This window comes from Zestomonas carbonaria (genome assembly GCF_904061905.1).
GTDB classification, from domain to species: domain Bacteria; phylum Pseudomonadota; class Gammaproteobacteria; order Pseudomonadales; family Pseudomonadaceae; genus Aquipseudomonas; species Aquipseudomonas carbonaria.
Window position 1 is genome coordinate 283560 of the sequence record NZ_CAJFCI010000080.1, and the last position, 24255, is coordinate 307814.

25 protein-coding genes are annotated in these 24255 nt (G+C 64.5%); 22 read left to right on the forward strand and 3 right to left on the reverse strand.

Annotation, left to right across the window (positions count from 1 at the left end):
* Nucleotides 1–44 precede the first annotated feature (44 nt).
* The 3 genes from PSEWESI4_RS22315 to PSEWESI4_RS22325 all read left to right on the forward strand — a co-directional run bounded on the left by PSEWESI4_RS22315 (nt 45) and on the right by PSEWESI4_RS22325 (nt 2032).
* A complete protein-coding gene (locus PSEWESI4_RS22315; RefSeq protein ID WP_187673419.1) occupies nt 45–299 on the forward strand; it encodes a YkgJ family cysteine cluster protein in 255 nt (84 codons plus the stop codon).
* A gap of 29 nt (nt 300–328) precedes the next feature.
* Nucleotides 329–940 (forward strand): START domain-containing protein, encoded by a 612-nt coding sequence (locus PSEWESI4_RS22320; RefSeq protein WP_187673420.1) that lies wholly within the window; start codon nt 329–331, stop codon nt 938–940.
* Between the two features lie 207 nt (nt 941–1147).
* Nucleotides 1148–2032 carry a universal stress protein gene (locus PSEWESI4_RS22325; RefSeq protein WP_187673421.1) on the forward strand — a complete coding sequence of 295 codons (885 nt, stop codon included), beginning with the start codon at nt 1148–1150 and terminating at the stop codon, nt 2030–2032.
* Nucleotides 2033–2093: 61 nt separating this feature from the next.
* Here the strand turns inward: PSEWESI4_RS22325 and gltA are convergent, their stop codons facing one another.
* On the reverse strand, nt 2094–3380 hold the full coding sequence (gene gltA, locus PSEWESI4_RS22330) for a citrate synthase (protein ID WP_187673422.1): 1287 nt from the start codon (nt 3378–3380) through the stop codon (nt 2094–2096).
* 366 nt (nt 3381–3746) lie between these two features.
* On the opposite strand from gltA, the gene sdhC reads away from it, so the two are divergent.
* From sdhC to lpdA, 7 genes are all read left to right on the forward strand, one after another.
* Nucleotides 3747–4121, forward strand: a complete 375-nt coding sequence (gene sdhC, locus PSEWESI4_RS22335) for a succinate dehydrogenase, cytochrome b556 subunit (RefSeq protein ID WP_187673423.1) — start codon at nt 3747–3749, stop codon at nt 4119–4121.
* Entirely contained in the window at nt 4115–4483 is a 369-nt protein-coding gene (gene sdhD, locus PSEWESI4_RS22340; protein WP_187673424.1) for a succinate dehydrogenase, hydrophobic membrane anchor protein, read from the forward strand. Before sdhC ends, sdhD begins: the two co-directional genes overlap by 7 nt.
* Nucleotides 4484–4486: 3 nt before the next feature.
* Nucleotides 4487–6259 carry a succinate dehydrogenase flavoprotein subunit gene (gene sdhA / locus PSEWESI4_RS22345; RefSeq protein WP_187673425.1) on the forward strand — a complete coding sequence of 591 codons (1773 nt, stop codon included), beginning with the start codon at nt 4487–4489 and terminating at the stop codon, nt 6257–6259.
* Nucleotides 6260–6285: 26 nt separating this feature from the next.
* The gene (locus PSEWESI4_RS22350) at nt 6286–6990 is read left to right on the forward strand and encodes a succinate dehydrogenase iron-sulfur subunit (RefSeq protein WP_187673475.1); all 705 of its coding nucleotides are present in this window, start codon (nt 6286–6288) and stop codon (nt 6988–6990) included.
* A 240-nt stretch (nt 6991–7230) separates the two neighbouring features.
* Complete coding sequence (locus PSEWESI4_RS22355) at nt 7231–10062, forward strand: 2-oxoglutarate dehydrogenase E1 component (protein ID WP_187673426.1); 2832 nt, start codon at nt 7231–7233, stop codon at nt 10060–10062.
* Nucleotides 10063–10196: 134 nt separating this feature from the next.
* Nucleotides 10197–11417, forward strand: a complete 1221-nt coding sequence (gene odhB, locus PSEWESI4_RS22360) for a 2-oxoglutarate dehydrogenase complex dihydrolipoyllysine-residue succinyltransferase (protein WP_187673427.1) — start codon at nt 10197–10199, stop codon at nt 11415–11417.
* A gap of 85 nt (nt 11418–11502) precedes the next feature.
* Complete coding sequence (gene lpdA / locus PSEWESI4_RS22365) at nt 11503–12939, forward strand: dihydrolipoyl dehydrogenase (protein WP_187673428.1); 1437 nt, start codon at nt 11503–11505, stop codon at nt 12937–12939.
* Here the strand turns inward: lpdA and PSEWESI4_RS22370 are convergent.
* Complete coding sequence (locus PSEWESI4_RS22370) at nt 12936–13169, reverse strand: hypothetical protein (RefSeq protein ID WP_187673429.1); 234 nt, start codon at nt 13167–13169, stop codon at nt 12936–12938. The two genes, lpdA and PSEWESI4_RS22370, sit on opposite strands and share 4 nt — an antisense overlap.
* Between PSEWESI4_RS22370 and sucC the strand changes: the two genes are divergently transcribed.
* From sucC to PSEWESI4_RS22390, 4 genes are all read left to right on the forward strand, one after another.
* Nucleotides 13168–14334 (forward strand): ADP-forming succinate--CoA ligase subunit beta, encoded by a 1167-nt coding sequence (gene sucC / locus PSEWESI4_RS22375; RefSeq protein WP_187673430.1) that lies wholly within the window; start codon nt 13168–13170, stop codon nt 14332–14334. The two genes, PSEWESI4_RS22370 and sucC, sit on opposite strands and share 2 nt — an antisense overlap.
* Nucleotides 14334–15221: a succinate--CoA ligase subunit alpha gene (gene sucD / locus PSEWESI4_RS22380; RefSeq protein WP_187673431.1), complete on the forward strand. Its 888-nt coding sequence runs from the start codon at nt 14334–14336 to the stop codon at nt 15219–15221. Before sucC ends, sucD begins: the two co-directional genes overlap by 1 nt.
* Before the next feature lie 278 nt (nt 15222–15499).
* Nucleotides 15500–16813, forward strand: a complete 1314-nt coding sequence (brnQ, locus tag PSEWESI4_RS22385; protein ID WP_187673432.1) for a branched-chain amino acid transport system II carrier protein — start codon at nt 15500–15502, stop codon at nt 16811–16813.
* A 106-nt stretch (nt 16814–16919) separates the two neighbouring features.
* A complete protein-coding gene (locus tag PSEWESI4_RS22390) occupies nt 16920–17645 on the forward strand; it encodes a DUF599 domain-containing protein (protein ID WP_408004328.1) in 726 nt (241 codons plus the stop codon).
* A 60-nt stretch (nt 17646–17705) separates the two neighbouring features.
* On the opposite strand, the gene PSEWESI4_RS22395 is transcribed toward PSEWESI4_RS22390, so the two are convergent.
* Nucleotides 17706–18005, reverse strand: a complete 300-nt coding sequence (locus PSEWESI4_RS22395) for a hypothetical protein (RefSeq protein ID WP_187673434.1) — start codon at nt 18003–18005, stop codon at nt 17706–17708.
* Between the two features lie 162 nt (nt 18006–18167).
* On the opposite strand from PSEWESI4_RS22395, the gene PSEWESI4_RS22400 reads away from it, so the two are divergent.
* From PSEWESI4_RS22400 to PSEWESI4_RS25080, 8 genes are all read left to right on the forward strand, one after another.
* On the forward strand, nt 18168–18629 hold the full coding sequence (locus PSEWESI4_RS22400) for a PaaI family thioesterase (RefSeq protein WP_187673435.1): 462 nt from the start codon (nt 18168–18170) through the stop codon (nt 18627–18629).
* On the forward strand, nt 18626–19069 hold the full coding sequence (locus PSEWESI4_RS22405; RefSeq protein WP_187673436.1) for a PaaI family thioesterase: 444 nt from the start codon (nt 18626–18628) through the stop codon (nt 19067–19069). Before PSEWESI4_RS22400 ends, PSEWESI4_RS22405 begins: the two co-directional genes overlap by 4 nt.
* A 46-nt stretch (nt 19070–19115) precedes the next feature.
* Nucleotides 19116–20360: an MFS transporter gene (locus tag PSEWESI4_RS22410; RefSeq protein WP_187673437.1), complete on the forward strand. Its 1245-nt coding sequence runs from the start codon at nt 19116–19118 to the stop codon at nt 20358–20360.
* A gap of 98 nt (nt 20361–20458) precedes the next feature.
* On the forward strand, nt 20459–22135 hold the full coding sequence (locus tag PSEWESI4_RS22415) for a vWA domain-containing protein (protein WP_187673438.1): 1677 nt from the start codon (nt 20459–20461) through the stop codon (nt 22133–22135).
* Nucleotides 22132–22734 carry an RNA polymerase sigma factor gene (locus PSEWESI4_RS22420; RefSeq protein WP_187673439.1) on the forward strand — a complete coding sequence of 201 codons (603 nt, stop codon included), beginning with the start codon at nt 22132–22134 and terminating at the stop codon, nt 22732–22734. Before PSEWESI4_RS22415 ends, PSEWESI4_RS22420 begins: the two co-directional genes overlap by 4 nt.
* Nucleotides 22731–23354, forward strand: coding sequence for a hypothetical protein (locus PSEWESI4_RS22425; RefSeq protein ID WP_187673440.1), 624 nt, complete (start codon nt 22731–22733; stop codon nt 23352–23354). Before PSEWESI4_RS22420 ends, PSEWESI4_RS22425 begins: the two co-directional genes overlap by 4 nt.
* A gap of 63 nt (nt 23355–23417) precedes the next feature.
* Nucleotides 23418–23936, forward strand: a complete 519-nt coding sequence (locus tag PSEWESI4_RS22430; RefSeq protein WP_187673441.1) for a hypothetical protein — start codon at nt 23418–23420, stop codon at nt 23934–23936.
* Nucleotides 23937–24001: 65 nt separating this feature from the next.
* A partial coding sequence (locus tag PSEWESI4_RS25080) for a hypothetical protein (RefSeq protein WP_210768869.1) occupies nt 24002–24255 on the forward strand: 254 nt, incomplete at its 3' end.

Sequence of the window (24255 nt, forward strand, 5' to 3'; positions counted from 1 at the left end):
AATCGCGCCCGCTTGTCATATCGAAACATCGAGGTCGCCTCCTCATGAACTGCCGCGCCGGCTGCGGTGCCTGCTGCATCGCCCCCTCCATCAGCTCGCCGATCCCCGGCTTGCCGCAGGGCAAGCCGGCCGGCGAACGTTGCCTGCACCTGACGGTCGAACACCTTTGCGGATTGTTCGGCAAACCTGAACGACCCGCCGTGTGCGCTGCCTTCCAGGCCGACCCGGTGGTCTGTGGCGACAGCCGCGAGGAGGCGATCCGCCTGCTTGGCTGGCTGGAAGGGGCGACGGCGGCCTGAACGCCGGACCAGTACGGAGAATGGATGGGATGAAGATGTTGCGGGGTATGGTCATGGCCGGTGTCCTCGGCCTGCTGCTGGGAGGCGCTGCGCAGGCCGAGGACTGGCAACTGGCCAAGGACGAGAATGGCATCAAGGTCTACCTGAGCAGTGTGCCGGGCTCCAAGTACAAGGCCTATCGCGGTGTGGCCGAGATCAAGGCCGACGTGCAGGCGATCAATGCCTTGCAGGAGGACGTTCCGGGCTCCTGCGCCTGGATTCATGCCTGCGCCGAGATGAAGCTGCTCAAGCACGAGGGAGACGACGTCTGGACCTACTCGCGGATCGACATGCCCTGGCCGGTGACTGGCCGCGACCTGGTGCTGCACGTTTCGACCGAGAAGAGCGCGGATGGCAGCATCGTCCGCCACCTGAAGGCCGAGCCGGGCTATATCCCGGAAGCGAAGGGCGAGATCCGCGTGCCCAGGCTGGTCGGCGAGTGGCGGATGACGCCGAAGGGGCAGGGCGTCACCGAGGTGATCTACCAGGTGCAGACCGAGCCGGGCGGCAGCATCCCGTCCTGGCTGGCCAACAGTTTTGTCGTCGATGCGCCCTTCAATACCCTGAACGCGCTACGCGACAAGGCGGAAAAGGGGCTCTGAAACCCGTATTCCGTCGGTGACCGGCGATGCCCGCTTCGGCGGGCATCGTCGTCTTTGCGATTGTGTTGATCTGGCTCATGGAGACCCTTGGCCGGGCGATCTAGGATAAGCTCGGTTCATGGCGATTGCCGGTCCTTGCCGGCCTCTCGTCGGTGGGCGGTGTCGCGGGCGAACCGCGGTTCCGCGAAACATGGATGGAGCGAAGCAATGGCGAATCTCAGGCAAATATTGGCGGCCACCGATCTTTCCTCTCCGGCGCGGCAGGCGGTCAGGCGCGCGGCCTTGCAGGCCGCCGAGAGTGGCGCGCTGCTCGATCTGCTGCACGTGATAGGCCGGGCGCCGCTGGAGCGGCTGCGGAACCTGGTGGCGGACCTCCCGCAAGGCCTCGAACAACGGATGGCGGACGACGCTCGGGCGGAATTGAACCGGCTGGCCGAAAGTCTGCATCAGGAATATGGCGTTTCGGCGGGCGTGCACGTGGTGACCGGCCCCCTGCTGGCCGAGCTCGATAACCAGGCCGATGCGTTGCAGGCGGGCCTGGTCGTCATGGGCGGGCGAGGGGAGAGCTTCATGCGCCATCGGGTGCTGGGCTCGACTGCCGAACGCATGGTCAGCAAGACTAAGCGTTCCATGCTGGTGGTCAAGCAGGCGGCGCGGGTGCCCTACAAGACACTGCTGGTCCCGGTGGACTTCTCCTCCGAATCGCTCGCGGCCCTGCGGATCGCGAAAGCCGTCGCGCCCAATGCGGAAATCATCCTGCTGCATGCCTTCGAGGTGCCCTTCGAGGGCAAGCTGCGCCTGGCCGGCGTCAAGGAGGATGTGATCCATGGCTACCGGGCGGCCGCCCGCCAGGAGTCGCTGGCGAAGATGCAGGCGTTGTGCGAACAGGCCCAATTGCCGCCGGGTACGGCGCGGTTGCTGGTGCTGCAGGGCGATGCCGCGCGGCGCATCCTCGAGCAGGAACAGGAGCAGGTGTGCGACCTGATCGTGATCGGCAAGCATGGCGAGAACAAGCTGGAGGAACTGCTGCTGGGCAGTACCACCAAGCATGTGCTCGAGGAGTCGCAGAGCGACGTGCTGATATCTGTCTGACTGAGCTGGGCCGGATACGAAAAAGGCTGCCGATCGGCAGCCTTTTTCTTTTGCTGGACGCTTAGTTGCGTTCTTCCAGCGGCACGAAGTCGCGCTTGTCGTAGCCGGTGTACAACTGGCGCGGACGGCCGATCTTGTACGGGTTGGAGAGCATTTCCTTCCAGTGCGAGATCCAGCCCACGGTACGCGCCAGGGCGAAGATCACGGTGAACATGCTGGTCGGGATGCCGATCGCCTTGAGGATGATGCCCGAGTAGAAGTCCACGTTCGGGTAGAGGTTGCGCTCCTTGAAGTAAGGATCGTTGCGCGCGATCTCTTCCAGCCTCATCGCCAGTTCGAGTTGCGGGTCGTTGATGCCCAGTTCGGCCAGGACTTCGTCGCAGGTCTGCTTCATGACCTTGGCACGCGGGTCGAAGTTCTTGTACACGCGGTGGCCGAAGCCCATCAGCTTGAACGGATCGTTCTTGTCCTTGGCCTTGGCCACGAACTTATCGATGTTCTCCACGCTGCCGATCTCGTCCAGCATGGTCAGTACCGCTTCGTTGGCACCGCCGTGCGCCGGGCCCCACAGCGCGGCGATGCCGGCGGCGATACAGGCGAACGGGTTGGCGCCGGAGGAGCCGGCCAGGCGTACGGTGGAGGTGGAGGCGTTCTGCTCGTGATCGGCGTGGAGGATGAAGATCTTGTCCATCGCCTTGGCCAGCACCGGGCTGATCGGTTTGATCTCGGCCGGGGTGTTGAACATCATGTGCAGGAAGTTTTCCGCGTAGGTCAGGTCGTTACGCGGGTACATCATGGGCTGGCCCATGGAGTACTTGTAGGTCATCGCCGCAATGGTCGGCATCTTGGCGACCAGGCGCATGGCGGAAATCTCGCGATGGCGCGGATTATTGATGTCCAGCGAGTCATGGTAGAAGGCGGAGAGGGCGCCAACTACACCACACATGATGGCCATCGGGTGGGCATCGCGGCGGAAGCCGTTGAAGAAGCTCTTCAACTGCTCGTGAACCATGGTGTGGTTCTTGATGGTGCTGACGAACTTGGCCTTTTCCTCTGCGCTCGGCAGCTCGCCGTTGAGCAGCAGGTAGCAGGTTTCCAGGTAGTCGGATTTCTCGGCCAGTTGCTCGATCGGGTAGCCGCGGTGCAGCAGAATGCCATTATCACCATCGATGTAGGTGATCTTCGACTCGCAAGAGGCGGTGGACATAAAGCCAGGATCAAAGGTGAAGCGACCCGTGGAGGTCAGGCCCCGCACGTCGATGACATCGGGACCAACGGTGCCGCTCAGGACAGGCAGCTCGACGGGGGCTGCGCCCTCGATGATCAACTGCGCTTTTTTGTCAGCCATTGTGAGGCCTCCTATTTATGCTTGAAATCACCAGACTGCCCCCCACGCAGGGCCCGCCACACTATAGAGAGATAAATTTGAAAGTCAATTTGCGAAAACCCAGGCGGCAGAGGGGTTTGCGCGTTATTTCCGGGGGAAAAGGAAGCCTATTTACGCCTTTTATATAGGGCGCGCAATCGACCTTTGGGGGGTGGCCATTGCATTGTCATTAGTATCCTAACTGTCTATACTCTGCGCCCGGCCGCCAGGGGCTTTAGGGCCTGTATTCTGGAGGCTGGCACTCCCTGGGTAGTGGGTACCTGACCAGTGCACTTCCCGACAACTTTGCCCTGATCGTTAGGGGCCCTTCAGTGTGAAAATAAAGCCGTGAATAGCCAAAGACCTGTAAACCTCGACTTAAGGACGATCAAACTCCCAGTCACTGCTTACACGTCCATCCTGCACCGGATTTCCGGTGTCATCCTCTTCCTGGGTATCGCCGTGCTGCTGTTCGCACTCGATAAGTCCCTGGGTTCGGAGGAAGGCTTCGAGCAGGTGAAAGCGTGTCTGACCAGCCCGCTGGCCAAGCTTGTGACTTGGGGCCTGCTGTCCGCTCTGCTGTATCACCTGGTGGCAGGTATCCGCCACCTGATCATGGATATGGGGGTCGGCGAGACGCTGGAAGGCGGCAAGCTGGGCTCGAAAATCGTCATCGCCGTTTCCGCGGTGCTGATCGTCCTGGCGGGGGTGTGGGTATGGTAACCAACGTAACGAACTTCTCACGCTCCGGGCTCTACGACTGGATGGCCCAGCGCGTTTCCGCGGTCGTTCTCGCGGCATACTTCATCTTCCTGATCGGATACCTCGTGGTGCATCCGGGCCTCGGCTACGCCGAGTGGCATGCACTGTTCTCACACTCCGCGATGCGCATCTTCAGCCTGCTGGCTCTGGCCGCGCTCATCGTGCACGCCTGGGTCGGCATGTGGACCATCACCACCGACTACCTGACCCCCATGGCCATCGGTCGTTGGGCGACCGGCGTGCGTTTCCTCGTCCAGGCGGCTTGCGGCGTGCTTCAGTTCGTCCTGTTCGTCTGGGGTGTGCAGATTCTGTGGGGTTTCTGATTCATGGCTAACATTCGTACTCTTTCCTATGACGCCATCATCGTTGGCGGTGGCGGCGCTGGCATGCGTGCCGCGCTGCAGCTCGCCCAGGGTGGCCACAAGACCGCGGTAGTCACCAAGGTCTTCCCGACCCGCTCGCATACCGTGTCCGCCCAGGGCGGCATCACCTGCGCCATCGCTTCGGCCGACCCGAACGACGATTGGCGCTGGCACATGTACGACACCGTCAAGGGCTCCGACTACATCGGTGACCAGGACGCCATCGAATACATGTGCTCCGTGGGTCCGGAAGCCGTGTTCGAACTGGAACACATGGGCCTGCCGTTCTCCCGTACCGAGCAGGGCCGCATCTACCAGCGCCCGTTCGGCGGCCAGTCCAAGGACTTCGGCAAGGGCGGCCAGGCGGCCCGTACCTGCGCGGCGGCCGACCGTACCGGTCACGCCCTGTTGCACACCCTGTACCAGGCCAACCTGAAGAACGGCACTTCGTTCCTCAACGAGTGGTACGCCGTCGACCTGGTGAAGAACCAGGATGGCGCCATCGTCGGCATCATCGCCATCTGCATCGAGACCGGCGAGACCGTCTACATCCGCTCCAAGGCCGTGGTCCTGGCCACTGGTGGTGCCGGCCGTATCTACGCCTCCACCACCAACGCCCTGATCAACACCGGCGACGGCGTGGGCATGGCCCTGCGTGCCGGCGTGCCGGTGCAGGACATCGAGATGTGGCAGTTCCACCCGACCGGCATCGCCGGCGCCGGTGTACTGGTCACCGAAGGCTGCCGTGGCGAGGGCGGTTATCTGATCAACGCCCACGGCGAGCGCTTCATGGAGCGCTACGCGCCGAACGCCAAGGACCTGGCCGGCCGCGACGTGGTCGCCCGTTCCATGGTCAAGGAAGTGATCGCCGGCAACGGCGTCGGCCCGGACAAGGACCACGTGCTGCTCAAGCTCGATCACCTCGGCGAGGAAGTGCTGCACAGCCGCCTGCCCGGCATCTGCGAACTGTCCAAGACCTTCGCGCATGTCGACCCGGTCGTCGCGCCGATCCCGGTCATCCCGACCTGCCACTACATGATGGGTGGCGTCGCCACCAACATCCATGGCCAGGCCATCACCCAGGATGCCAACGGCAACGACAGGATCATCGAAGGCCTGTTCGCCGTGGGCGAAGTGGCTTGCGTGTCGGTCCACGGCGCCAACCGCCTGGGCGGCAACTCGCTGCTCGACCTGGTGGTGTTCGGTCGCGCGGCCGGTTTGCACCTGGAGAAGGCGCTCAAGGAAGGTATCGAGGTGCGTGGCGCCAGCGATACCGACATCGAGACTTCCCTCAAGCGCCTGGCTGGCGTGAACGAGCGCAGCACCGGCGAAGACGTCGCTCCGCTGCGTAAAGAGCTGCAGCAGTGCATGCAGAATTACTTCGGCGTATTCCGCACCGGCGAATACATGCAGAAGGGCATCGCCCAACTGGCCGAACTGCGCGAGCGTATCGCCACCGTGAAGATCGCCGACAAGAGCCAGGCGTTCAACACCGCGCGTATCGAAGCGCTGGAACTGCAGAACCTTCTCGAAGTGGCCGAGGCTACCGCGATCGCAGCGGAGGTCCGCAAGGAATCCCGTGGCGCGCATGCCCGCGAAGACTTCGAAGATCGCGATGACGAAAACTGGCTGTGCCACACCCTGTACTTCCCGGGTGAGAAGCGCGTGTCCAAGCGTGCCGTCAACTTCGCGCCGAAGACCGTTCCGGCGTTTGAACCCAAAGTTCGTACTTATTAAGGGTGGCCGATATGTCGCTAGCCAAAATTCTGAATGTCAGCGTTTACCGCTACAACCCGGAGAAAGACGCTGCGCCCTTCATGCAGGACTTCCAGGTCGACATCGACGGCAAGGACCTGATGGTGCTGGACGTGCTGGCCCTGATCAAGGAACAGGACGTGACCTTCTCCTACCGTCGCTCCTGCCGCGAAGGCGTGTGCGGTTCCGACGGCATGAACATCAGCGGCAAGAACGGCCTGGCTTGCATCACCCCGCTGTCCAGCGTGGTGAAGAACAACAAGCTGGTCGTCCGTCCGCTGCCTGGTCTGCCGGTCATCCGTGACCTAGTCGTCGATATGAGCATCTTCTACAAGCAGTACGAGAAGGTGCAGCCCTACCTGCAGAACGACACGCCGGCTCCGGCCATCGAACGTCTGCAGTCGCCGGAAGAGCGCGAGAAGCTGGACGGTCTGTACGAGTGCATCCTGTGCGCTTGCTGCTCGACCTCCTGCCCGTCCTTCTGGTGGAACCCGGACAAGTTCCTCGGTCCCGCCGCACTGCTGCAGGCCTACCGTTTCCTGGCCGACAGCCGTGACACCAAGACCCAGGAGCGCCTGGCATCGCTGGACGATCCGTTCAGCGTGTTCCGTTGCCGCGGCATCATGAACTGCGTGAACGTTTGCCCGAAAGGTCTCAACCCGACCAAGGCGATCGGCCACGTACGCAACATGCTGCTGCAAAGTGGTACCTGATAGACCGTTGTAGCTGTACCCTGCGGCGTCGGAATTGTCCGGCGCCGTGGTTTTAGGCGAACCGCAGCTCACAAAGTCGCGGTTCCTACTTGAAAATCGAAGACCAGCAGGGGCATCCGGGCTGGTACCCGGACTATCTGCGGGATCCGAAGTGGCTTTTACCCGAGTCGCTGACCAAGGACTTTTAAAGCTGATGCGGTTTCCACGCCGGTGGTGGCCCCTTACCGAGGGTGACCAAGCATGCAAGAAAGCGTGATGCAGCGCATGTGGAATAGCGCCCACCTATCCGGTGGCAACGCTGCATATGTGGAGGAGCTTTACGAGCTCTACCTGCACGATCCGAACGCCGTGCCAGAAGAGTGGCGGACCTACTTCCAGAAGTTGCCCGCCGACGGCAGTGTGGCGAACGATGTTTCGCACTCCACTATTCGCGATCACTTCGTCCTGCTGGCCAAGAACCAGCGCCGTGCCCAGCCGGTTTCCGCTGGCAGCGTCAGCAGCGAGCACGAGAAGAAGCAGGTCGAAGTCCTCCGCCTCATCCAGGCCTACCGCATGCGCGGCCACCAGGCCTCCCAGCTCGATCCCCTCGGTCTCTGGAAGCGTCCGGCCCCGGCTGATCTGTCGATCAACCACTATGGGCTGACCAACGCCGACCTCGACACCACCTTCCGCACCGGTGAACTCTACATCGGCAAGGAGGAGGCGACTCTGCGGGAAATTCATCAGGCCCTGCAAGAGACATACTGTCGCACCATCGGCGCCGAGTTCACCCACATCGTCGATTCCGAGCAGCGCAAGTGGTTCCAGCAGCGCCTGGAAAGCGTGCGCGGCCGTCCGGCGTTCTCCGCTGAAGTGCAGGGCCACCTGCTCGAGCGCCTGACCGCTGCCGAAGGCCTGGAGAAATACCTGGGCACCAAGTACCCGGGCACCAAGCGTTTCGGCCTGGAAGGCGGCGAGAGCCTGATCCCGCTGCTGGACGAGATCATCCAGCGCTCCGGCTCCTACGGCACCCAGGAAATCGTCATCGGCATGGCCCACCGTGGCCGTCTGAACGTACTGGTCAACACCTTCGGCAAGAACCCGCGCGACCTGTTCGACGAGTTCGAGGGCAAGAAGGTCGAGGGCCTGTCCTCCGGTGACGTGAAGTACCACCAGGGCTTCTCCTCCAACGTCATGACCCCGGGCGGCGAAGTCCACCTGGCCCTGGCGTTCAACCCGTCCCACCTGGAAATCGTTTCCCCGGTGGTCGAAGGCTCGGTGCGCGCCCGCCAGGATCGTCGCAGCGACGCCAGCGGCGAGAAGGTGCTGCCGATCTCCATCCACGGCGACGCGGCCTTCGCCGGCCAGGGCGTGGTCATGGAAACCTTCCAGATGTCGCAGACCCGCGGCTACCGGACGGGCGGCACCATCCACATCGTGATCAACAACCAGGTTGGTTTCACCACCAGCCGTCCGGAAGACTCGCGCTCCACCGAGTACTGCACCGACGTGGCGAAGATGATCCAGGCGCCGATCTTCCACGTGAACGGCGACGATCCGGAAGCCGTGCTGTTCGTCACCCAGTTGGCCGTCGACTACCGCATGCAGTTCAAGCGCGACGTGGTCATCGACCTGGTCTGCTACCGTCGTCGCGGCCACAACGAGGCCGACGAGCCGAGCGGTACCCAGCCGCTGATGTACCAGCAGATCGCCAAGCAGCGCACTACCCGTGAGCTGTACGCCGACCTGCTGATCCAGCGTGGCACCCAGACCGCGGAAGACGCCCAGGCCCGGATCAACGACTACCGCACGGCGCTGGACAATGGCCTGCACGTGGTCAAGAGCCTGGTCAAGGAGCCGAACAAGGAACTGTTCGTCGACTGGCGCCCCTATCTGGGTCACGCCTGGACCGCTCGTCACGACACCAGCTTCGATCTCAAGACCCTCCAGGACCTGGCCAGCAAGCTGCTGGAAATCCCGGACGGTTTCGTACTCCAGCGCCAGGTCGCCAAGGTGATGGAAGACCGCGCCAAGATGACCGCCGGCGGCATGCCGATCAACTGGGGCTACGCCGAGAACCTGGCCTACGCCACCCTGTTGTTCGAAGGCCACCCGGTGCGCATGACCGGCCAGGACGTCGGCCGCGGCACCTTCTCGCACCGCCACGCGCAGTTGCACAACCAGAAGGACGCCAGCACCTACCTGCCGTTGCAGCACCTGTACAACGGTCAGCCGCGCTTCGAACTGTACGACTCCTTCCTCTCGGAAGAAGCCGTGCTGGCCTTCGAATACGGCTACGCCACCACCACGCCGAACGCGCTGGTGATCTGGGAAGCGCAGTTCGGCGACTTCGCCAACGGCGCCCAGGTGGTGTTCGACCAGTTCATCTCCAGCGGCGAGCACAAGTGGGGCCGTCTGTGCGGCCTGACCATGCTGCTGCCGCATGGCTATGAAGGGCAGGGCCCTGAGCACAGCTCCGCGCGTCTGGAGCGCTTCCTGCAACTGTGCGCCGAGCACAACATGCAGGTCTGCGTACCGACCACCCCGGCACAGGTCTACCACATGCTGCGCCGCCAGGTGATCCGTCCGCTGCGCAAGCCGCTGGTGGCCCTGACGCCGAAGTCGCTGCTGCGCCACCCGCTGGCCATCTCGACTCTGGAAGAACTGGCCGAAGGCTCGTTCCACACTGTCATCGGCGAGATCGACCAGATCGATCCGAAGAAGGTGGATCGCCTGATCCTGTGCAGTGGCAAGGTGTACTACGACCTGCTGGCCAAGCGTCGTGCCGAAGGTCGGGAAGACATCGCCATCGTGCGCATCGAACAGCTCTATCCGTTCCCGGAAGAAGACCTGGCCGAAGTGCTGGCACCGTACAAGAACCTCAAGCACATCGTCTGGTGTCAGGAAGAACCGATGAACCAGGGCGCCTGGTATTGCAGCCAGCACCACATGCGTCGCGTCGCCACCGCACACAAGAAGGGCCTGTTCCTCGAGTATGCCGGCCGCGATGGTTCGGCTGCCCCGGCCTGCGGTTACGCCTCGATGCACGCGGAGCAGCAGGAAAAACTGCTGCAAGACGCCTTTACTGTTTAACGCCTTCGAACCTTGAGGAGACTGCCAGGCGGCGAGAGAGGATGGAACGGGCCGAATCGATCGGCCTCCGGAATCGTCGCATCGCCCCTGGCGCTCCTTCTCGAAGAAGAACTCGAATTTAAGGAATCCTGATAATGGCTATCGAGATCAAAGCCCCGACTTTCCCCGAATCGGTTGCCGACGGCACCGTCGCGACCTGGCACAAGAAGCCGGGCGACGCGGTCAAGCGTGATGAACTGATCGTCGACATCGAAACCGACAAGGTGGTGATGGAGGTTCTCGCCGAAGCCGACGGCGTGCTCGCCGAAATCGTCAAGAACGAAGGCGACACCGTGCTCAGCGGCGAACTGCTGGGCAAACTGAACGAAGGCGCCGCTGCAGCCGCTCCGGCCGCCGCACCTGCCGCTGCCGCCCCGGCTGCACAGGCCGCCGCGCCTGCCGCCGCTGCGGAAGACGCCATCCTCTCGCCGGCCGCCCGCAAGCTGGCCGAGGAGAACGGCCTCGACCCGAACAGCATCGCCGGCACCGGCAAGGGTGGCCGTGTGACCAAGGAAGACGTACTGGCCGCCGTCGAAGCCAAGAAAGCCGCTCCGGCTCCGGCCGCCAAGCCGGCTGCCCCGGCCGCCGAGGCGCCGCTGTTCGCTGCCGGTGACCGCGTCGAGAAGCGCGTGCCGATGACCCGCCTGCGCGCCAAGGTCGCCGAGCGCCTGGTCGAGGCCCAGTCCTCCATGGCCATGCTGACCACCTTCAACGAGGTCAACATGAAGCCGATCATGGACCTCCGCAACAAGTACAAGGACCTGTTCGAGAAGACCCACAACGGCGTGCGCCTGGGCTTCATGTCCTTCTTCGTCAAGGCCGCCGTGGAAGCGCTGAAGCGCCAGCCGGGCGTCAACGCCTCGATCGACGGCAACGACATCGTCTACCACGGCTACCAGGACATCGGCGTCGCCGTGTCCAGCGACCGTGGCCTGGTGGTTCCGGTGCTGCGCAACGCCGAGCACATGAGCCTGGCCGAGATCGAGGGCGGCATCAGCGCCTTCGGCAAGAAGGCCAAAGAAGGCAAGCTGACCATCGAAGACATGACTGGTGGTACCTTCACCATCTCCAACGGTGGTGTGTTCGGTTCGCTGCTGTCGACCCCGATCGTCAACCCGCCGCAGACCGCGATCCTTGGTATGCACAAGATCCAGGAGCGCCCGATGGCCGTGAACGGCCAGGTGGTGATCCTGCCGATGATGTATCTGGCGCTGTCCTACGACCACCGCCTGATCGATGGTAAGGAAGCCGTGACCTTCCTGGTTACCATGAAAGACCTGCTGGAAGACCCGGCTCGTCTGCTGCTGGATATCTAAGAAGCCGCCCCAGGCTCCTTATCCAGTATTCCCCCTCGGCGGCCCCCACAAGGGGCCGTCCGCTCCATTCGAGAAGGAATCAGTTATGACCCAGAAATTCGACGTGGTAGTCATCGGTGCCGGCCCCGGCGGCTATGTAGCCGCGATCAAGGCAGCTCAACTCGGCCTGAAGACTGCCTGCATCGAGAAGTACCAGGGCAAGGACGGCAAGGTCTCCCTGGGCGGCACCTGCCTGAACGTGGGCTGCATTCCGTCCAAGGCACTGCTGGACAGCTCCTACAAGTACCACGAGGCTCACGAGGGCTTCAAAATCCACGGTATCGAAGCCAAGGGCGTGACCATCGACGTACCGGCGATGATCGCTCGCAAGACCCAGATCGTTAAGAACCTGACCGGCGGCATCGGTGCGCTGTTCAAGGCCAACGGCGTGACCCTGGTGGAAGGCCACGGCAAGCTGCTGGCCAACAAGCAGGTGGAAGTCACCGGCCTGGACGGCAAGGCCCAGGTCCTGGAAGCTGCGCACGTGATCATCGCCTCCGGTTCCAAGCCGGTGGAAATCCCGCCGGCTCCGGTCGACCAGGACGTGATCGTCGACTCCACCGGCGCCCTGGAATTCCAGAGCGTGCCGAAGAAGTTGGGCGTGATCGGCGCCGGCGTGATCGGCCTGGAGCTGGGTTCCGTCTGGGCCCGCCTGGGCGCCGAAGTGACCGTCATCGAAGCACTGGACAAGTTCCTGCCGGCCGCCGACGAGCAGATCGCCAAGGAAGCACTGAAGGTCCTCACCAAGCAGGGCCTGCAGATTCGCCTGGGTGCCCGCGTGACCGCCACCGAGATCAAGAAGAAACAAGTCACCGTCAGCTTCACCGACTCCGAAGGCGAGCAGAAGCAGGTGTTCGACAAGCTGATCGTGGCCGTCGGTCGCCGCCCGGTGACCACCGACCTGCTGGCCGCCGACAGCGGTGTGAACCTCGACGAGCGTGGCTTCATCTTCGTCAACGACCAGTGCGAAACCAGCGTTCCGGGCGTCTACGCCATCGGTGACGTGGTGCGTGGCGCCATGCTGGCCCACAAGGCCTCGGAGGAGGGCGTGATGGTCGCCGAGCGCATTGCCGGCCACAAGGCCCAGATGAACTACGACCTGATCCCGTCGGTCATCTACACCCACCCGGAAATCGCGTGGGTCGGCAAGACCGAGCAGCAACTCAAGGCCGAAGGCGTGGAAGTCAACGTCGGCACCTTCCCGTTCGCTGCCAGCGGCCGTGCCATGGCTGCCAACGACACCACCGGCCTAGTCAAGGTCATCGCCGATGCCAAGACCGACCGCGTACTGGGCGTGCATGTGATCGGCCCGAGCGCCGCCGAACTGGTGCAACAGGGCGCCATCGGCATGGAGTTCGGCACCAGCGCCGAAGACCTCGGCATGATGGTGTTCTCGCACCCGACCCTGTCCGAAGCGCTGCATGAAGCGGCGCTGGCGGTGAACGGCCACGCCATTCACATCGCCAATCGCAAGAAGCGCTAAGAAGCCGTCCACGGACCGGTGACGCCGGGCGGGTCGAAGAACCCGCCCGTGTCGCGATGTCCGTGAGCGATTTCTGCAACGAAGAACCACGACGGATTGCCCGTCGTGGGCCTTTCCGAAGGCTCACCGCGGAAACACCCGTCGGACTGCATGGCAGTCACAGGTGGCGCGGCATTGGCAAATGCAGCGTCGAAATGCGCAATACCTAAACGAAGACGGTAGACAAGCATGAATCTCCACGAGTATCAGGGTAAGCAGCTTTTCGCTGAATACGGCCTGCCCGTATCCAAGGGCTTCGCCGTGGACACCCCGGAAGAAGCCGCAGCAGCCTGCGAAAAAATCGGTGGCAGCGAGTGGGTCGTCAAGGCCCAGGTCCACGCTGGTGGCCGCGGTAAAGCGGGCGGCGTGAAGCTGGTCAAGAGCAAAGAAGACGCGAAAGCCTTCGCTGCCAACTGGCTGGGCAAGAACCTGGTGACCTACCAGACCGACGCGAACGGTCAGCCGGTCAGCAAGATCCTGGTGGAATCCTGCACCGACATCGACAAGGAGCTGTACCTCGGCGCCGTGGTCGATCGTTCCAGCCGCCGCATCGTGTTCATGGCTTCCACCGAAGGTGGCGTGGACATCGAGAAAGTGGCCCACGACACCCCCGAGAAGATCCTCAAGGCCACCATCGACCCGCTGGTCGGCGCTCAGCCGTACCAGGGCCGCGAGCTGGCCTTCCAACTGGGCCTGCAAGGCGACCAGATCAAGCAGTTCACCCACATCTTCGTCGGCCTGGCCAAGCTGTTCCAGGACTACGACCTGGCCCTGCTGGAAGTGAACCCGCTGGTGATCAAGAAGGACGGCAACCTGCACTGCCTGGACGCCAAGATCAACATCGACTCCAACGCCCTGTACCGTCAGCCCAAGCTGCGCGCCATGCACGACCCGTCCCAGGACGACGCCCGTGAAGCCCATGCGCAGAAGTGGGAACTGAACTACGTGGCGCTGGAAGGCAACATCGGTTGCATGGTCAACGGTGCCGGCCTGGCCATGGGCACCATGGACATCGTCAACCTGCACGGCGGCAAGCCGGCCAACTTCCTGGACGTAGGCGGCGGCGCAACCAAGGAGCGCGTGACCGAAGCGTTCAAGATCATCCTCTCCGACAGCAACGTGGCTGCCGTTCTGGTGAACATCTTCGGCGGCATCGTCCGCTGCGACATGATCGCCGAAGGCATCATCGGCGCCGTCAAGGAAGTCGGTGTGAAAGTTCCGGTCGTGGTCCGTCTGGAAGGCAACAATGCCGACCTGGGCGCCAAGGTCCTGGCCGACAGTGGTCTGAACATCATCGCGGCAACCAGCCTGACCGACGCTGCCCAGCAAGTCGTCAAGGCCGCGGAGGGTAAGTAATGAGCGTCCTGATCAACAAAGACACCAAAGTCATCTGCCAAGGTTTCACCGGTTCGCAGGGTACTTTCCACAGCGAACAAGCCATCGCCTACGGCACCAAGATGGTCGGCGGCGTGACCCCCGGCAAGGGCGGCACCACCCACCTGGGCCTGCCGGTGTTCAACACCGTCAAGGAAGCCGTGGAAGCCACCGGCGCCGAAGCTTCGGTCATCTACGTCCCGGCTCCGTTCTGCAAGGACTCGATCCTGGAAGCGGCGTTCGGTGGCATCAAGCTGATCGTCTGCATCACCGAAGGCATCCCGACCCTCGACATGCTGGACGCCAAGGTCAAGTGCGACGAGCTGGGCGTACGCCTGATCGGCCCGAACTGCCCGGGCGTGATCACTCCCGGCGAGTGCAAGATCGGCATCATGCCGGGTCACATCCACCTGCCGGGCAAAGTGGGCATCGTCTCGCGCTCCGGCACCCTGACCTATGAAGCCGTGAAGCAGACCACCGACGCCGGTTTCGGCCAGTCCACCTGCGTGGGCATCGGTGGCGACCCGATCCCGGGCTCCAACTTCATCGACATCCTCAAGCTGTTCCAGGAAGACCCGCAGACCGAAGCCATCGTCATGATCGGCGAGATCGGCGGCAGCGCTGAGGAAGAGGCGGCGGCCTACATCAAGGCCAACGTGACCAAGCCGGTGGTGTCCTACATCGCTGGTGTCACGGCACCGCCCGGCAAGCGCATGGGCCACGCCGGCGCCATCATCTCCGGTGGCAAGGGCACCGCGGACGAGAAGTTCGCCGCCCTGCAGGACGCCGGTGTGAAGACCGTGCGTTCCCTGGCCGACATCGGCAAGGCCCTGGCCGAGCTGACTGGCTGGGAAGTCAAGAACGCCTGAGGCGCCTTGGCTTGAGCTGAACGAAGGCCACCCTCGGGTGGCCTTCGTTTTGTGTGATCTTGCGTTCAGGCGACACAATCGTGCCGTTATTGGACAGTCTGACCTGTGTCAATGACGTCGGCGGGCCTGTTTCGTTAGGCTTGCAACCATTCTGCGAAGATGCCCCAAAAGGGTAGGCGCGCGCTGCAAAGGTTCGCCCCAAACGGGCGGATGACGTTTTCCCTGATCCCTTGGGAAACCCCGGAACTCATGACCTTCTGTAAGCGGTATTTCCCTCTATGACTCGTTTGAAAAGCCTGGACCTGCTGGCTCTGGGATTCATGACCTTTGCCCTGTTCCTCGGGGCGGGCAACATCATCTTTCCACCCAGCGCCGGCATGGCGGCGGGGGAGAACCTCGCCCAGGCCGCCATTGGCTTCCTGCTCACCGGCGTCGGCCTGCCGCTGCTCACCGTGGTGGCCCTGGCCCGCGTGGGCGGTGGCCTGCCGACCCTCACCGCGCCGATCGGCAGGTTCGCCGGCGTGGCCCTGGCGGTCGCCGTCTACCTGGCGATCGGCCCGCTGTTCGCCACGCCGCGCACCGCGGTGGCATCCTTCGAGGTCGGCATCGTGCCGTTCACCGGCGAAAGCGCCACGGCGCTGTTCGCCTACACCACGGCCTATTTCGCAGCCGTGCTGTTCCTGGTGCTGAACCCGGGCCAACTGCTCGACCGGGTCGGCAAGATCATCACCCCGGTGCTGATCGCCGCCTTGCTGGTGCTCGGCTGTGCCGCGTTGTTCGCGCCGGCCGGCGATATTGGCGTGTCGACCAGCGAATATCGCAACGCGGCCCTCACCCAGGGCTTCCTGCAAGGCTACCTGACCATGGATGCGCTGGGCGCGCTGGTGTTCGGCATCGTCATCGCCACGGCGATCCGCGATCGCGGCGTATCCGAGCCGAGCCTGATCACCCGCTATTCGGTGATCGCCGGGATCATCGCCGCCATCGGCCTGTCGCTGGTCTACCTGTCGCTGTTCTACCTCGGCGCCACCAGCCAGGAACTGGCCGGTGACGCGCAGAATGGCGGGCAGATCCTCACTGCCTACGTGCAACACACTTTCGGCAGTGCCGGTATCGTGCTGCTGGCGGTGGTCATCACGCTGGCCTGCCTGACCACCGGCGTTGGTCTGATGGCCGCCTGTGGCGAGTTCTTCAGTGACCTGCTGAAGGTTCCGTACAAGCCCGTGGTGATCGTGCTGACCCTGTTCAGCCTGGCGGTTTCCAACCAAGGCCTGACCCAGTTGATCGCCGTCTCGGTGCCGGTCCTGGTTGGTCTCTATCCGCTGGCCATCGTGCTGGTGGCGCTGAGCCTGGCGGACCGCCTGTGGGTGTCGTCGTCCCGAGTGTTCGTGCCGGTGATGGCGGTGGCCCTGGTGTTCGGTGTGGTCGATGGCCTGGCCGCCGCCGGCTTCTCGCAACTGGTGCCGGACCTGTTCGGCCGCCTGCCGCTGGCCGGGCAGAGCCTCGGCTGGCTGGTGCCGGTGCTGGTGACCCTGGCCCTGGCGGCGACCGTCGACCGGGCATTGGGCAAGCCCCAGGCGCAACTGGCCTGAGTGACGAGATGAAAGGCCGCCCGCATGGCGCATGCGGGCGGCCTTTTTCATGCCCGCGGGACAGGTGCGGCTGGCTATAATCGCCGGGCCTATACAAGGAGTTGGTATGTTCGCGCTCGACGAAAATCTGCTGGCGGTGCTGTGGTTCCTGGCCTGGTGGCTCGGGTATACCCGTTACGCGATCTGGAAGGGCAGGGATACGGCCTGCCTGGCCAGTGTCCTGCACCTGTACCGGGAAGACTGGATGCGCCGCCTGATGCTGCGCGACAACCGCATCGCCGATGCCAACGTGATCGGCAATCTCGAGCGCAACGCTTCGTTCTTCGCTTCCAGCACGCTGATCATCCTGGCTGGCATCCTCACCCTGCTGGGGGCTTCGGAGCGCGCGGTGTCGTTGCTCGCCGACCTGCCGTTCGTGCAGCAGACCACGCGCAGTCTGTCGGAGATCAAGCTGCTCTGCCTGGCCGTGGTGTTCGTCTACGCCTTCTTCACCTTCAGTTGGTGCATGCGCCAGTACAACTTCGCCGCAGTGCTGGTCGGCTCGGCGCCGATGATCGGCGAGCGCCACGTCACCGAGCAGGAGCGCAAGGCGTTCGCCGAGCGTGCGGCGCGGGTCATCTCGATGGCCGCCAACCAGTTCAACCTGGGCCTGCGCTCGTACTATTTCGGCATGGCGATCCTCGCCTGGTTCATCACCCCCTGGCTGTTCATGCTGGTCACCACCGGCGTGGTGCTGGTGCTGTACCGGCGCGAGTTCCATTCCGACGTGTTGGAGGTGATGGTGCAGACGCCGGCGGTGACGGTGGAGCTCCCGAAGGAGAAAAGCGAATGACCCGGAAAGCACAAGGCCCGCATTGGCGGGCCTTGGCATGTCGGGTCGTGCGGACGGGCACTATTCCTTGACGGCATCCTTGGCGTCTTCGACCGCTTGCTCGGTCGCGTCGGCCGCCTCGGAGGCCTTTTCCTTGATGGCTTCACCAGCCTCGTCGGCTTTCTGCGAGATGGCCTCGCCGGTTTCCTCTGCCTTCTGCTGGATGGCCGAGCCGGCCTCCTTGGCGGCATCACCGGCGGATTGCACGGCGTCAGCCGCAGATTCCTTGGCTGACTCCATCTTTTCTTCCGGGGTCTTTTCGCAGGCGGCGAGGCCCAGGGTGGCGGCCAGGATCAGGGCATAGCTCAGGGGTTTACGCATGACTCACTCTCCGGTGGTGACATATCCAAAAGTTGAAGATTGGAGCGCCACTACCGGCGGAAGTTCCATGCAATGCGTGACCGAAAGGGCGTTTGCGGTGCCGTTCGCGACGGCAGCGAGTATCATGCGCCCCTTTTCAATACCCAGTAGCGGACAAGATTCATGAGCGACATCGCTATCGTGGAGCGCGCACAGCGCTTCCTCGGCGTCCTGCGCCATTGCCAGGTGCTTGGCATGACGGTGCACAGTGCCGATGCCAACGGCCTCATCCTGCGTTTGCCGTACAGCGCGCAGATCATCGGCAACCCGGAAACCGGGGTGATCCACGGCGGCGCGATCACCACCCTGATGGACACCACCTGCGGCATTTCCACGGTCTGCGTGCTGCCGGACTTCGAGGTCTGCCCGACCCTCGACCTGCGCATCGACTACATGCACCCGGCCGAGCCGCACAAGGACATCTACGGGTTCGCCGAGTGCTACCGGGTCACCCACAACGTCATCTTCACCCGTGGCTACGCCTACCAGGACGACCCCGCGCAGCCGATCGCCCACGTGGTGGGCACCTTCATGCGCATGGGCAAGCCGATCGCCAACCTGGCCGGGAAGGAGGGCGGGCAATGAACATGGACCTCAACAAGCTGGTCGCCGAAGCCCACGAGAAGAACGACTACGACACGCTGCTGGACCTGATCCCCTACGCCAGGCTGCTCGGCATCGAGTGCCTGCGCCTGGGCGACGACATGGTGTTCCGCCTGCCGGCGAACAAGGACTGCATCGGCAACCCGATGCTGCCGGCGATCCACGGCGGGGTGATCGCCGGTTTCATGGAGCATGCGGCGATGCTCCACCTGCTGATGTTCATGGGCATTCCACATTTGCCGAAAATCATCGACTTCTCGATAGATTACCTGCGCGCCGGTCATTATCGTGACACCTATGCCCAGTGCCAGGTCTGGCGACAGGGTCGCCGCGTCGCCAACGTGGCGATCACCGCCTGGCAGACTACCCAGACCGAGCCGATAGCCACGGCACGTGCCCACTTCAAGGTCGACGAACCTTGATCGGGACGCGACGCCGGTCGGTTCGCGACCTGTAGAAGGAAGCTTCATGGATGCGTTGCTGATTCTCGGCGGCTTGCTGCTGATCCTCACCGGCCTGGTCTGGCTGGTCATGCTCGCCTTCGGTACCGGCCTGCTGTGGGGGATCGCCAGTCTGCTGCCGCCGCTGAACCTGGTCTACGCGCTGCGTCACTGGCGGGTCGCCCGCAAGGCAGTGGTGCTCGGCGCGCTGGGGTTCATCCCGCTGGTGGTCGGCCTGACGCTGCTGGCCAGCCGCGACAGCCAACGCCTGGAGGAAATCTTCAGCCTGCGCTGGCTGCAGCCCGAGGTGAAGACGCCGACCGACTTGACCTTCAGGCTGCACGGAGAGCTCAATGGCCAGCCCTTCGCCCCGCAACAGGGCGAATTGATCGATGGCGTGCTGAGCCTGCGCGAGGGCCAGGACTTCTTCGCCCGCCGCGAGATCAGCATCCGCCTGCTGCAACCGGTCAAGGGAGCGGTCGAGGTCGACGTGCTGCCGCAGGACTCCGGCCCGCAGCCGGAAGTGTTGGTCAGTTGGCTGCTGCCGGAGCAGGAGTTGCCCGAGGCACGCCGCCTGAGTCGCGGCTACACCCTGCACCTGAAACTCGAGCCCGAGGCTCCGAACAAGCTGGTGGGCGACTTCCACCTGGTGCTGCCGCCGCAGTTCAGGACCGCGCTGACCGGCCGCGTCGAGCTGTTCAGCGACCGCCTGCGCTATCGCGACGGCAAGGTCGATACCGGGTACGACTCGCGGGATACCCTCGACTATGTGATCGAGGACTACCTGCAGCGCCGTTTCGCCACCCGCGACGTGCAACTGCACAACCTGCCGCCGGTCAACCTGCCGGCCGCCAGCCTCGACCTGCAGGTGGAGGCGATCATCGACGGGCAGGTACGAGGTTTGCCGCTGTTGTTGCGCAAAGGCACCCGTGGCTGGCGCGTGCAGGGTGACCGCTTCCCGGTTCTGCCGGCCGAGCCCGTGGCGGCCTCGCGGGGGACGGAGGTGGATCCTTCGGCGAGCGTCGCCACCAGCCGGGCGCTGGACCGCCGCCAGCGTTTCAGCCTCGATCGCCTGCAAAGCAACCCGAGCCGTTACCAGAACCTCGCCATGCGCGTGGAAACCGTGCGCGGTGCCCAGGCCGAGGGGCGCTTCACCGGCATCGACACCGCCGGACAGATCGTCATCCGCCGCAACCTGGGCAGCGGCGCCGGCGAAGCCAGCTTTGCCCTGCGTCCGGACGAGATCACGCGTATCGAACTGCTAGAGCCTTGACGACGCAGGGCCGGCATTGCGACGGATAGCGGTTAACCCGGATTTCCGTCGCAGTTCGTCTACCTGAGCGAATGGATCGTTCGCCCAGGAGAAACGCCATGCTACCCACCCCGATTCGTCCGCCGCTGGTCGGCGGCCTGCTGCTCGCACTGGCCGCCTGCAACGCCTCGTCGCCCGAGGCCCCACTCGGCCAGTCCGCGCCGCAACCGCTGGAAGAAACCCGTAGCCAGCCGGCCACCCAGGCCAAGCTCGCCGCACGCGCCGAACTGTACGCCGTGCCTGCGGCAATGCCGGCGCCGCTGGCCGATGCGGCCCTGCCGTATTACCGCGACGAGGGACGGGAGCAGTACCAGCGTCTCGACGACAACCCCGTGCACGCGGTGGCCGAGACGCCGGTGTCGACCTTCAGTATCGACGTGGACACCGGCGGTTACGCCAACGTGCGCCGCTTCCTCGACGGCGGCCGCCTGCCGCCGGCGGAGGCGGTGCGCCTGGAAGAGATGGTCAACTACTTCCCCTATGCCTATCCGCTGCCGCAGGGCGACGCTCCGTTCGGCGTCGGCACCGAGCTGGCGGCGACCCCGTGGAATCCCCGGACCCGTCTGCTGCGCATCGCCATCAAGGCTTCGGACAAGCGCGTCGAGGAGCTTCCGCCGGCCAACCTGGTGTTCCTGGTCGACGTCTCCGGCTCCATGGATCGTCCCGAGGGACTGCCGCTGGTACAGGGCGCCCTCAAGCTGCTGGTCGAGCAGTTGCGCAGCGAGGACAAGGTGTCGCTGGTGGTCTACGCCGGCGAATCGCGGGTGGTGCTGGAGCCGACTTCCGGCCGCGACAAGGTGAAGATCCGCGCGGCCATCGAGCAGTTGCGCGCTGGCGGCTCGACGGCCGGCGAGTCGGGTATCCAGCTCGCCTACCGGCAGGCGCGGCAGGGCTTCATCGCCGGCGGCATCAACCGCATCCTGCTGGCCACCGACGGCGACTTCAACGTCGGCATCAGCGATTTCGACAGCCTCAGGCAACTGGCCGCCGACCAGCGCAAGAGCGGTGTGTCGCTGACCACCCTGGGCTTCGGCACGGGCAACTACAACGAGCGGCTGATGGAGCAACTGGCCGATGCCGGCGACGGCAACTACGCCTACATCGACAACCTGCGCGAGGCGCGCAAGGTGCTGGTCGACCAACTCAGCTCCACCCTCGCCACCGTCGCCAGGGACGTGAAGCTACAGATCGAGTTCAACCCCGCGCAGGTCAGCGAATACCGCCTGCTCGGCTACGAGAACCGCCAGCTCGAGCGCGAGGACTTCAGCAACGACAAGGTCGACGCCGGGGAGATCGGCGCCGGGCACACGGTGACCGCGCTGTACGAGATCGTCCCGGCCGACGCCAAGGGCTGGCTGGAGCCGCTGCGCTACCGGAAGGCGCCCGAGCCGACCACGGACAGCGATGAACTGGCCTGGCTGCGCATCCGCTACAAGGCGCCGGAAGAGGAGAGCAGCCGCCTGCTGGAGGTGCCGATCGCCGCCGGCGAGGTTCGGCCGATCGCCGAGGCCAGCGACGACCTGCGCTTCGCCACGGCGGTGGCGGCCTTCGCCCAGCAGCTCAAGGGCGGCCGGTACACCGGCGACTTCGACATGGCCGCCAGCGCCAATCTCGCGCGTGGCGCCCGTGGCGAGGACCGCTTCGGGCTGCGCGGCGAGTTCGTCCAACTGGTCGAACTGGCTTCCAGCCTGCACTCGGCGCAGAATTCCCCACCCACCACTGCCAGGGCCGAATGAGCGTGACCGCCATCCCCGCCACCGACAGCCCGCTGGGCGACGCCGAACTGCTGCGTCGCTACCGGCGCGGCGACACCGAGGCCTTCGCCGCGCTCTATGCGCGGCACCGCCTCGGCCTGTTCCGTTTCCTCTGCGGCCTGTGTGGCGATCCTGCGCTGGCCGAGGAAGTATTCCAGGAAACCTGGCTGAGCCTGATCCGCAGCGACAGCGAGCAGCGCGACGCGGTGCAGTTCAAGACCTGGCTGTACCAGATCGCCCGCAACCGGCTGGTCGATCACTGGCGCAAGCTGGGAAAGCGCCAGGCGCTGCACGATGAGTACGACGAGCGCCAGCACGCCGAGCCGGACCCGGGGCCGACGCCCGAGCAGCAGCTCGGCCTTGCCCGCGACCGCGAGCGCTTGCAGGCTGCCCTGGACGACCTGCCGCCCGAACAGCGCGAAGTGTTCCTGCTGCGCGCCCATGGCGATCTGGAAGTGGTCGAGATCGCCGAACTGACCCAGACCCCGGCGGAAACCGTGAAGAGCCGGCTGCGCTACGCCGTGAACAAGCTGCGGCGCCTGCTCGCCGACCCGACCGCCGCCGAGGAGGTATCCGCATGACCATGCCCCGCCAGCCGGGTCGTGAACCCGAGCACGAACAGCAACTGCTGGCGCATTTCCGCCAGCACAGCCAGGACGAGCCTTCTCCGGCGCTGGATGCGCGCATTCTCGCCGCCGCCCGCGAGGCCAGCCGGCAACCGTCGCCGTCGCGTTGGCTGCGGCTGTGGCGCTGGTTCGGCGCCGGCGGTACGCAGCCGCGCTGGCCGCTGGCGCTGGCCGGAGTGGCTTGCCTGGGCATCGGCCTGAGCCTGACCTGGCGCAATCTGGACCAGGCTCCGCAGACCTTCGACGCCCCCGTCGCGCCCATGACCTACAGCGCGCCGGCACCGCAAGCCAAGGCCTCCGCCGTGCCGCCGCCCATGGAAGCGGCCAAGCGCCAGGCCGCGCCCGTCGCCGCCCGCATACAGGCCGAATCGGCGCCCCTGGCCGATGCCGCGGAACTGGCCGAGCAGCGTGCCGAAGCGCCGCCGGCCGAGCCCGAGCACAGCCTGAAGCGCCTGCTGGAGTTGCGCCGCGATGGTCGGAAGGAGGAGGCGGAGCGACTGCACCGGCAATTACAGCGCGACTATCCCAAGCTGGATATCGAGGCGGAGCTGAAGCGACTGAATGACGCGCCCTGAGCGACTTGCCAGCTTCCCGGTGGCGGGCGAGCATAGGGTATCCGTATCCAGCAGTGGTCGATGATGAAACGCATCCTCCGTCCCCTGAGCCTGGCCGTGGCTCTCGCGCTCCTCGCCGCTTGCGGCGAGGATGCGCCGCCCGACCCCAAGATTCCGCCTAGCGCGCCGGTTCCCAAGCCTCCCGTGGTCAAGCCGGCGACTCCGGTGCTGCCGCCAGCTTCGCCCGAATCCTCCAAGCCGCCGGCCAAACCCGGGGCTCCACGTACACCCAAGCCGGAAACCCAGCCTCCCGCCAAGGACCGGCCCACGCCGAAGACGCCCGGTTTCGAACCCAGGACCGCGCCGGCCAGGGTCGACAGCACAGCCGGGCTCGATCTCAGCCTGCCAAGGGAACTGGTCGAGACGCTCAGCCCCGAGGAGTCGTTGCCCGACAGCAAGCCGCTGCTACCGGAACTGTTTGCCCCGAAGCCCGCGGTGCAAGGTCCCTACCAGCTCAGCGGCAAGCTGCTCACCAACGACCAGTCGGACGACTACTGGCAGTCGGTGGAAGGCGCGCAGTTGCAGATCGAGATCAGGAACTGATTCGGGGGGGGGGCCAGGTGAACGGTGCGTACGCGGCGCACCGTTTACCCAGCTCTGTAGGATGGGTGAAACCCATCACCATCGGAACCGATGGGTTGCACCCATCCTACGATCCAATAAACGGGGACCTAATAAACAACGTCGCCAATCGCGCGCATGGCGCGCTCCTACAGGTCGAGACCGTAGGAGCGGCCCATGGCCGCGAAAAAGCTGGCGTGGCCAGCTTTGTAGGATGGGTGAAACCCATCACCATCGGAACCGATGGGTTGCACCCATCCTACGATCCAATAAACGGGGACCTAATAAACAACGTCGCCAA

Excerpts from the sequence above, each read along its gene's own strand:
- PSEWESI4_RS22315 (WP_187673419.1), top strand. The coding sequence starts at position 45 with ATGAACTGCCGCGCCGGCTGCGGTGCCTGCTGCATCGCCCCCTCCATC.
- PSEWESI4_RS22320 (WP_187673420.1), top strand. The coding sequence starts at position 329 with ATGAAGATGTTGCGGGGTATGGTCATGGCCGGTGTCCTCGGCCTGCTG.
- PSEWESI4_RS22325 (WP_187673421.1), top strand. The coding sequence starts at position 1,148 with ATGGCGAATCTCAGGCAAATATTGGCGGCCACCGATCTTTCCTCTCCG.
- gltA (WP_187673422.1), bottom strand. The coding sequence starts at position 3,380 with ATGGCTGACAAAAAAGCGCAGTTGATCATCGAGGGCGCAGCCCCCGTC.
- sdhD (WP_187673424.1), top strand. The coding sequence starts at position 4,115 with ATGGTAACCAACGTAACGAACTTCTCACGCTCCGGGCTCTACGACTGG.
- sdhA (WP_187673425.1), top strand. The coding sequence starts at position 4,487 with ATGGCTAACATTCGTACTCTTTCCTATGACGCCATCATCGTTGGCGGT.
- PSEWESI4_RS22355 (WP_187673426.1), top strand. The coding sequence starts at position 7,231 with ATGCAAGAAAGCGTGATGCAGCGCATGTGGAATAGCGCCCACCTATCC.
- odhB (WP_187673427.1), top strand. The coding sequence starts at position 10,197 with ATGGCTATCGAGATCAAAGCCCCGACTTTCCCCGAATCGGTTGCCGAC.
- lpdA (WP_187673428.1), top strand. The coding sequence starts at position 11,503 with ATGACCCAGAAATTCGACGTGGTAGTCATCGGTGCCGGCCCCGGCGGC.
- sucC (WP_187673430.1), top strand. The coding sequence starts at position 13,168 with ATGAATCTCCACGAGTATCAGGGTAAGCAGCTTTTCGCTGAATACGGC.
- PSEWESI4_RS22370 (WP_187673429.1), bottom strand. The coding sequence starts at position 13,169 with ATGCTTGTCTACCGTCTTCGTTTAGGTATTGCGCATTTCGACGCTGCA.
- sucD (WP_187673431.1), top strand. The coding sequence starts at position 14,334 with ATGAGCGTCCTGATCAACAAAGACACCAAAGTCATCTGCCAAGGTTTC.
- brnQ (WP_187673432.1), top strand. The coding sequence starts at position 15,500 with ATGACTCGTTTGAAAAGCCTGGACCTGCTGGCTCTGGGATTCATGACC.
- PSEWESI4_RS22390 (WP_408004328.1), top strand. The coding sequence starts at position 16,920 with ATGTTCGCGCTCGACGAAAATCTGCTGGCGGTGCTGTGGTTCCTGGCC.
- PSEWESI4_RS22395 (WP_187673434.1), bottom strand. The coding sequence starts at position 18,005 with ATGCGTAAACCCCTGAGCTATGCCCTGATCCTGGCCGCCACCCTGGGC.
- PSEWESI4_RS22400 (WP_187673435.1), top strand. The coding sequence starts at position 18,168 with ATGAGCGACATCGCTATCGTGGAGCGCGCACAGCGCTTCCTCGGCGTC.
- PSEWESI4_RS22405 (WP_187673436.1), top strand. The coding sequence starts at position 18,626 with ATGAACATGGACCTCAACAAGCTGGTCGCCGAAGCCCACGAGAAGAAC.
- PSEWESI4_RS22410 (WP_187673437.1), top strand. The coding sequence starts at position 19,116 with ATGGATGCGTTGCTGATTCTCGGCGGCTTGCTGCTGATCCTCACCGGC.
- PSEWESI4_RS22415 (WP_187673438.1), top strand. The coding sequence starts at position 20,459 with ATGCTACCCACCCCGATTCGTCCGCCGCTGGTCGGCGGCCTGCTGCTC.
- PSEWESI4_RS22420 (WP_187673439.1), top strand. The coding sequence starts at position 22,132 with ATGAGCGTGACCGCCATCCCCGCCACCGACAGCCCGCTGGGCGACGCC.
- PSEWESI4_RS22425 (WP_187673440.1), top strand. The coding sequence starts at position 22,731 with ATGACCATGCCCCGCCAGCCGGGTCGTGAACCCGAGCACGAACAGCAA.
- PSEWESI4_RS22430 (WP_187673441.1), top strand. The coding sequence starts at position 23,418 with ATGAAACGCATCCTCCGTCCCCTGAGCCTGGCCGTGGCTCTCGCGCTC.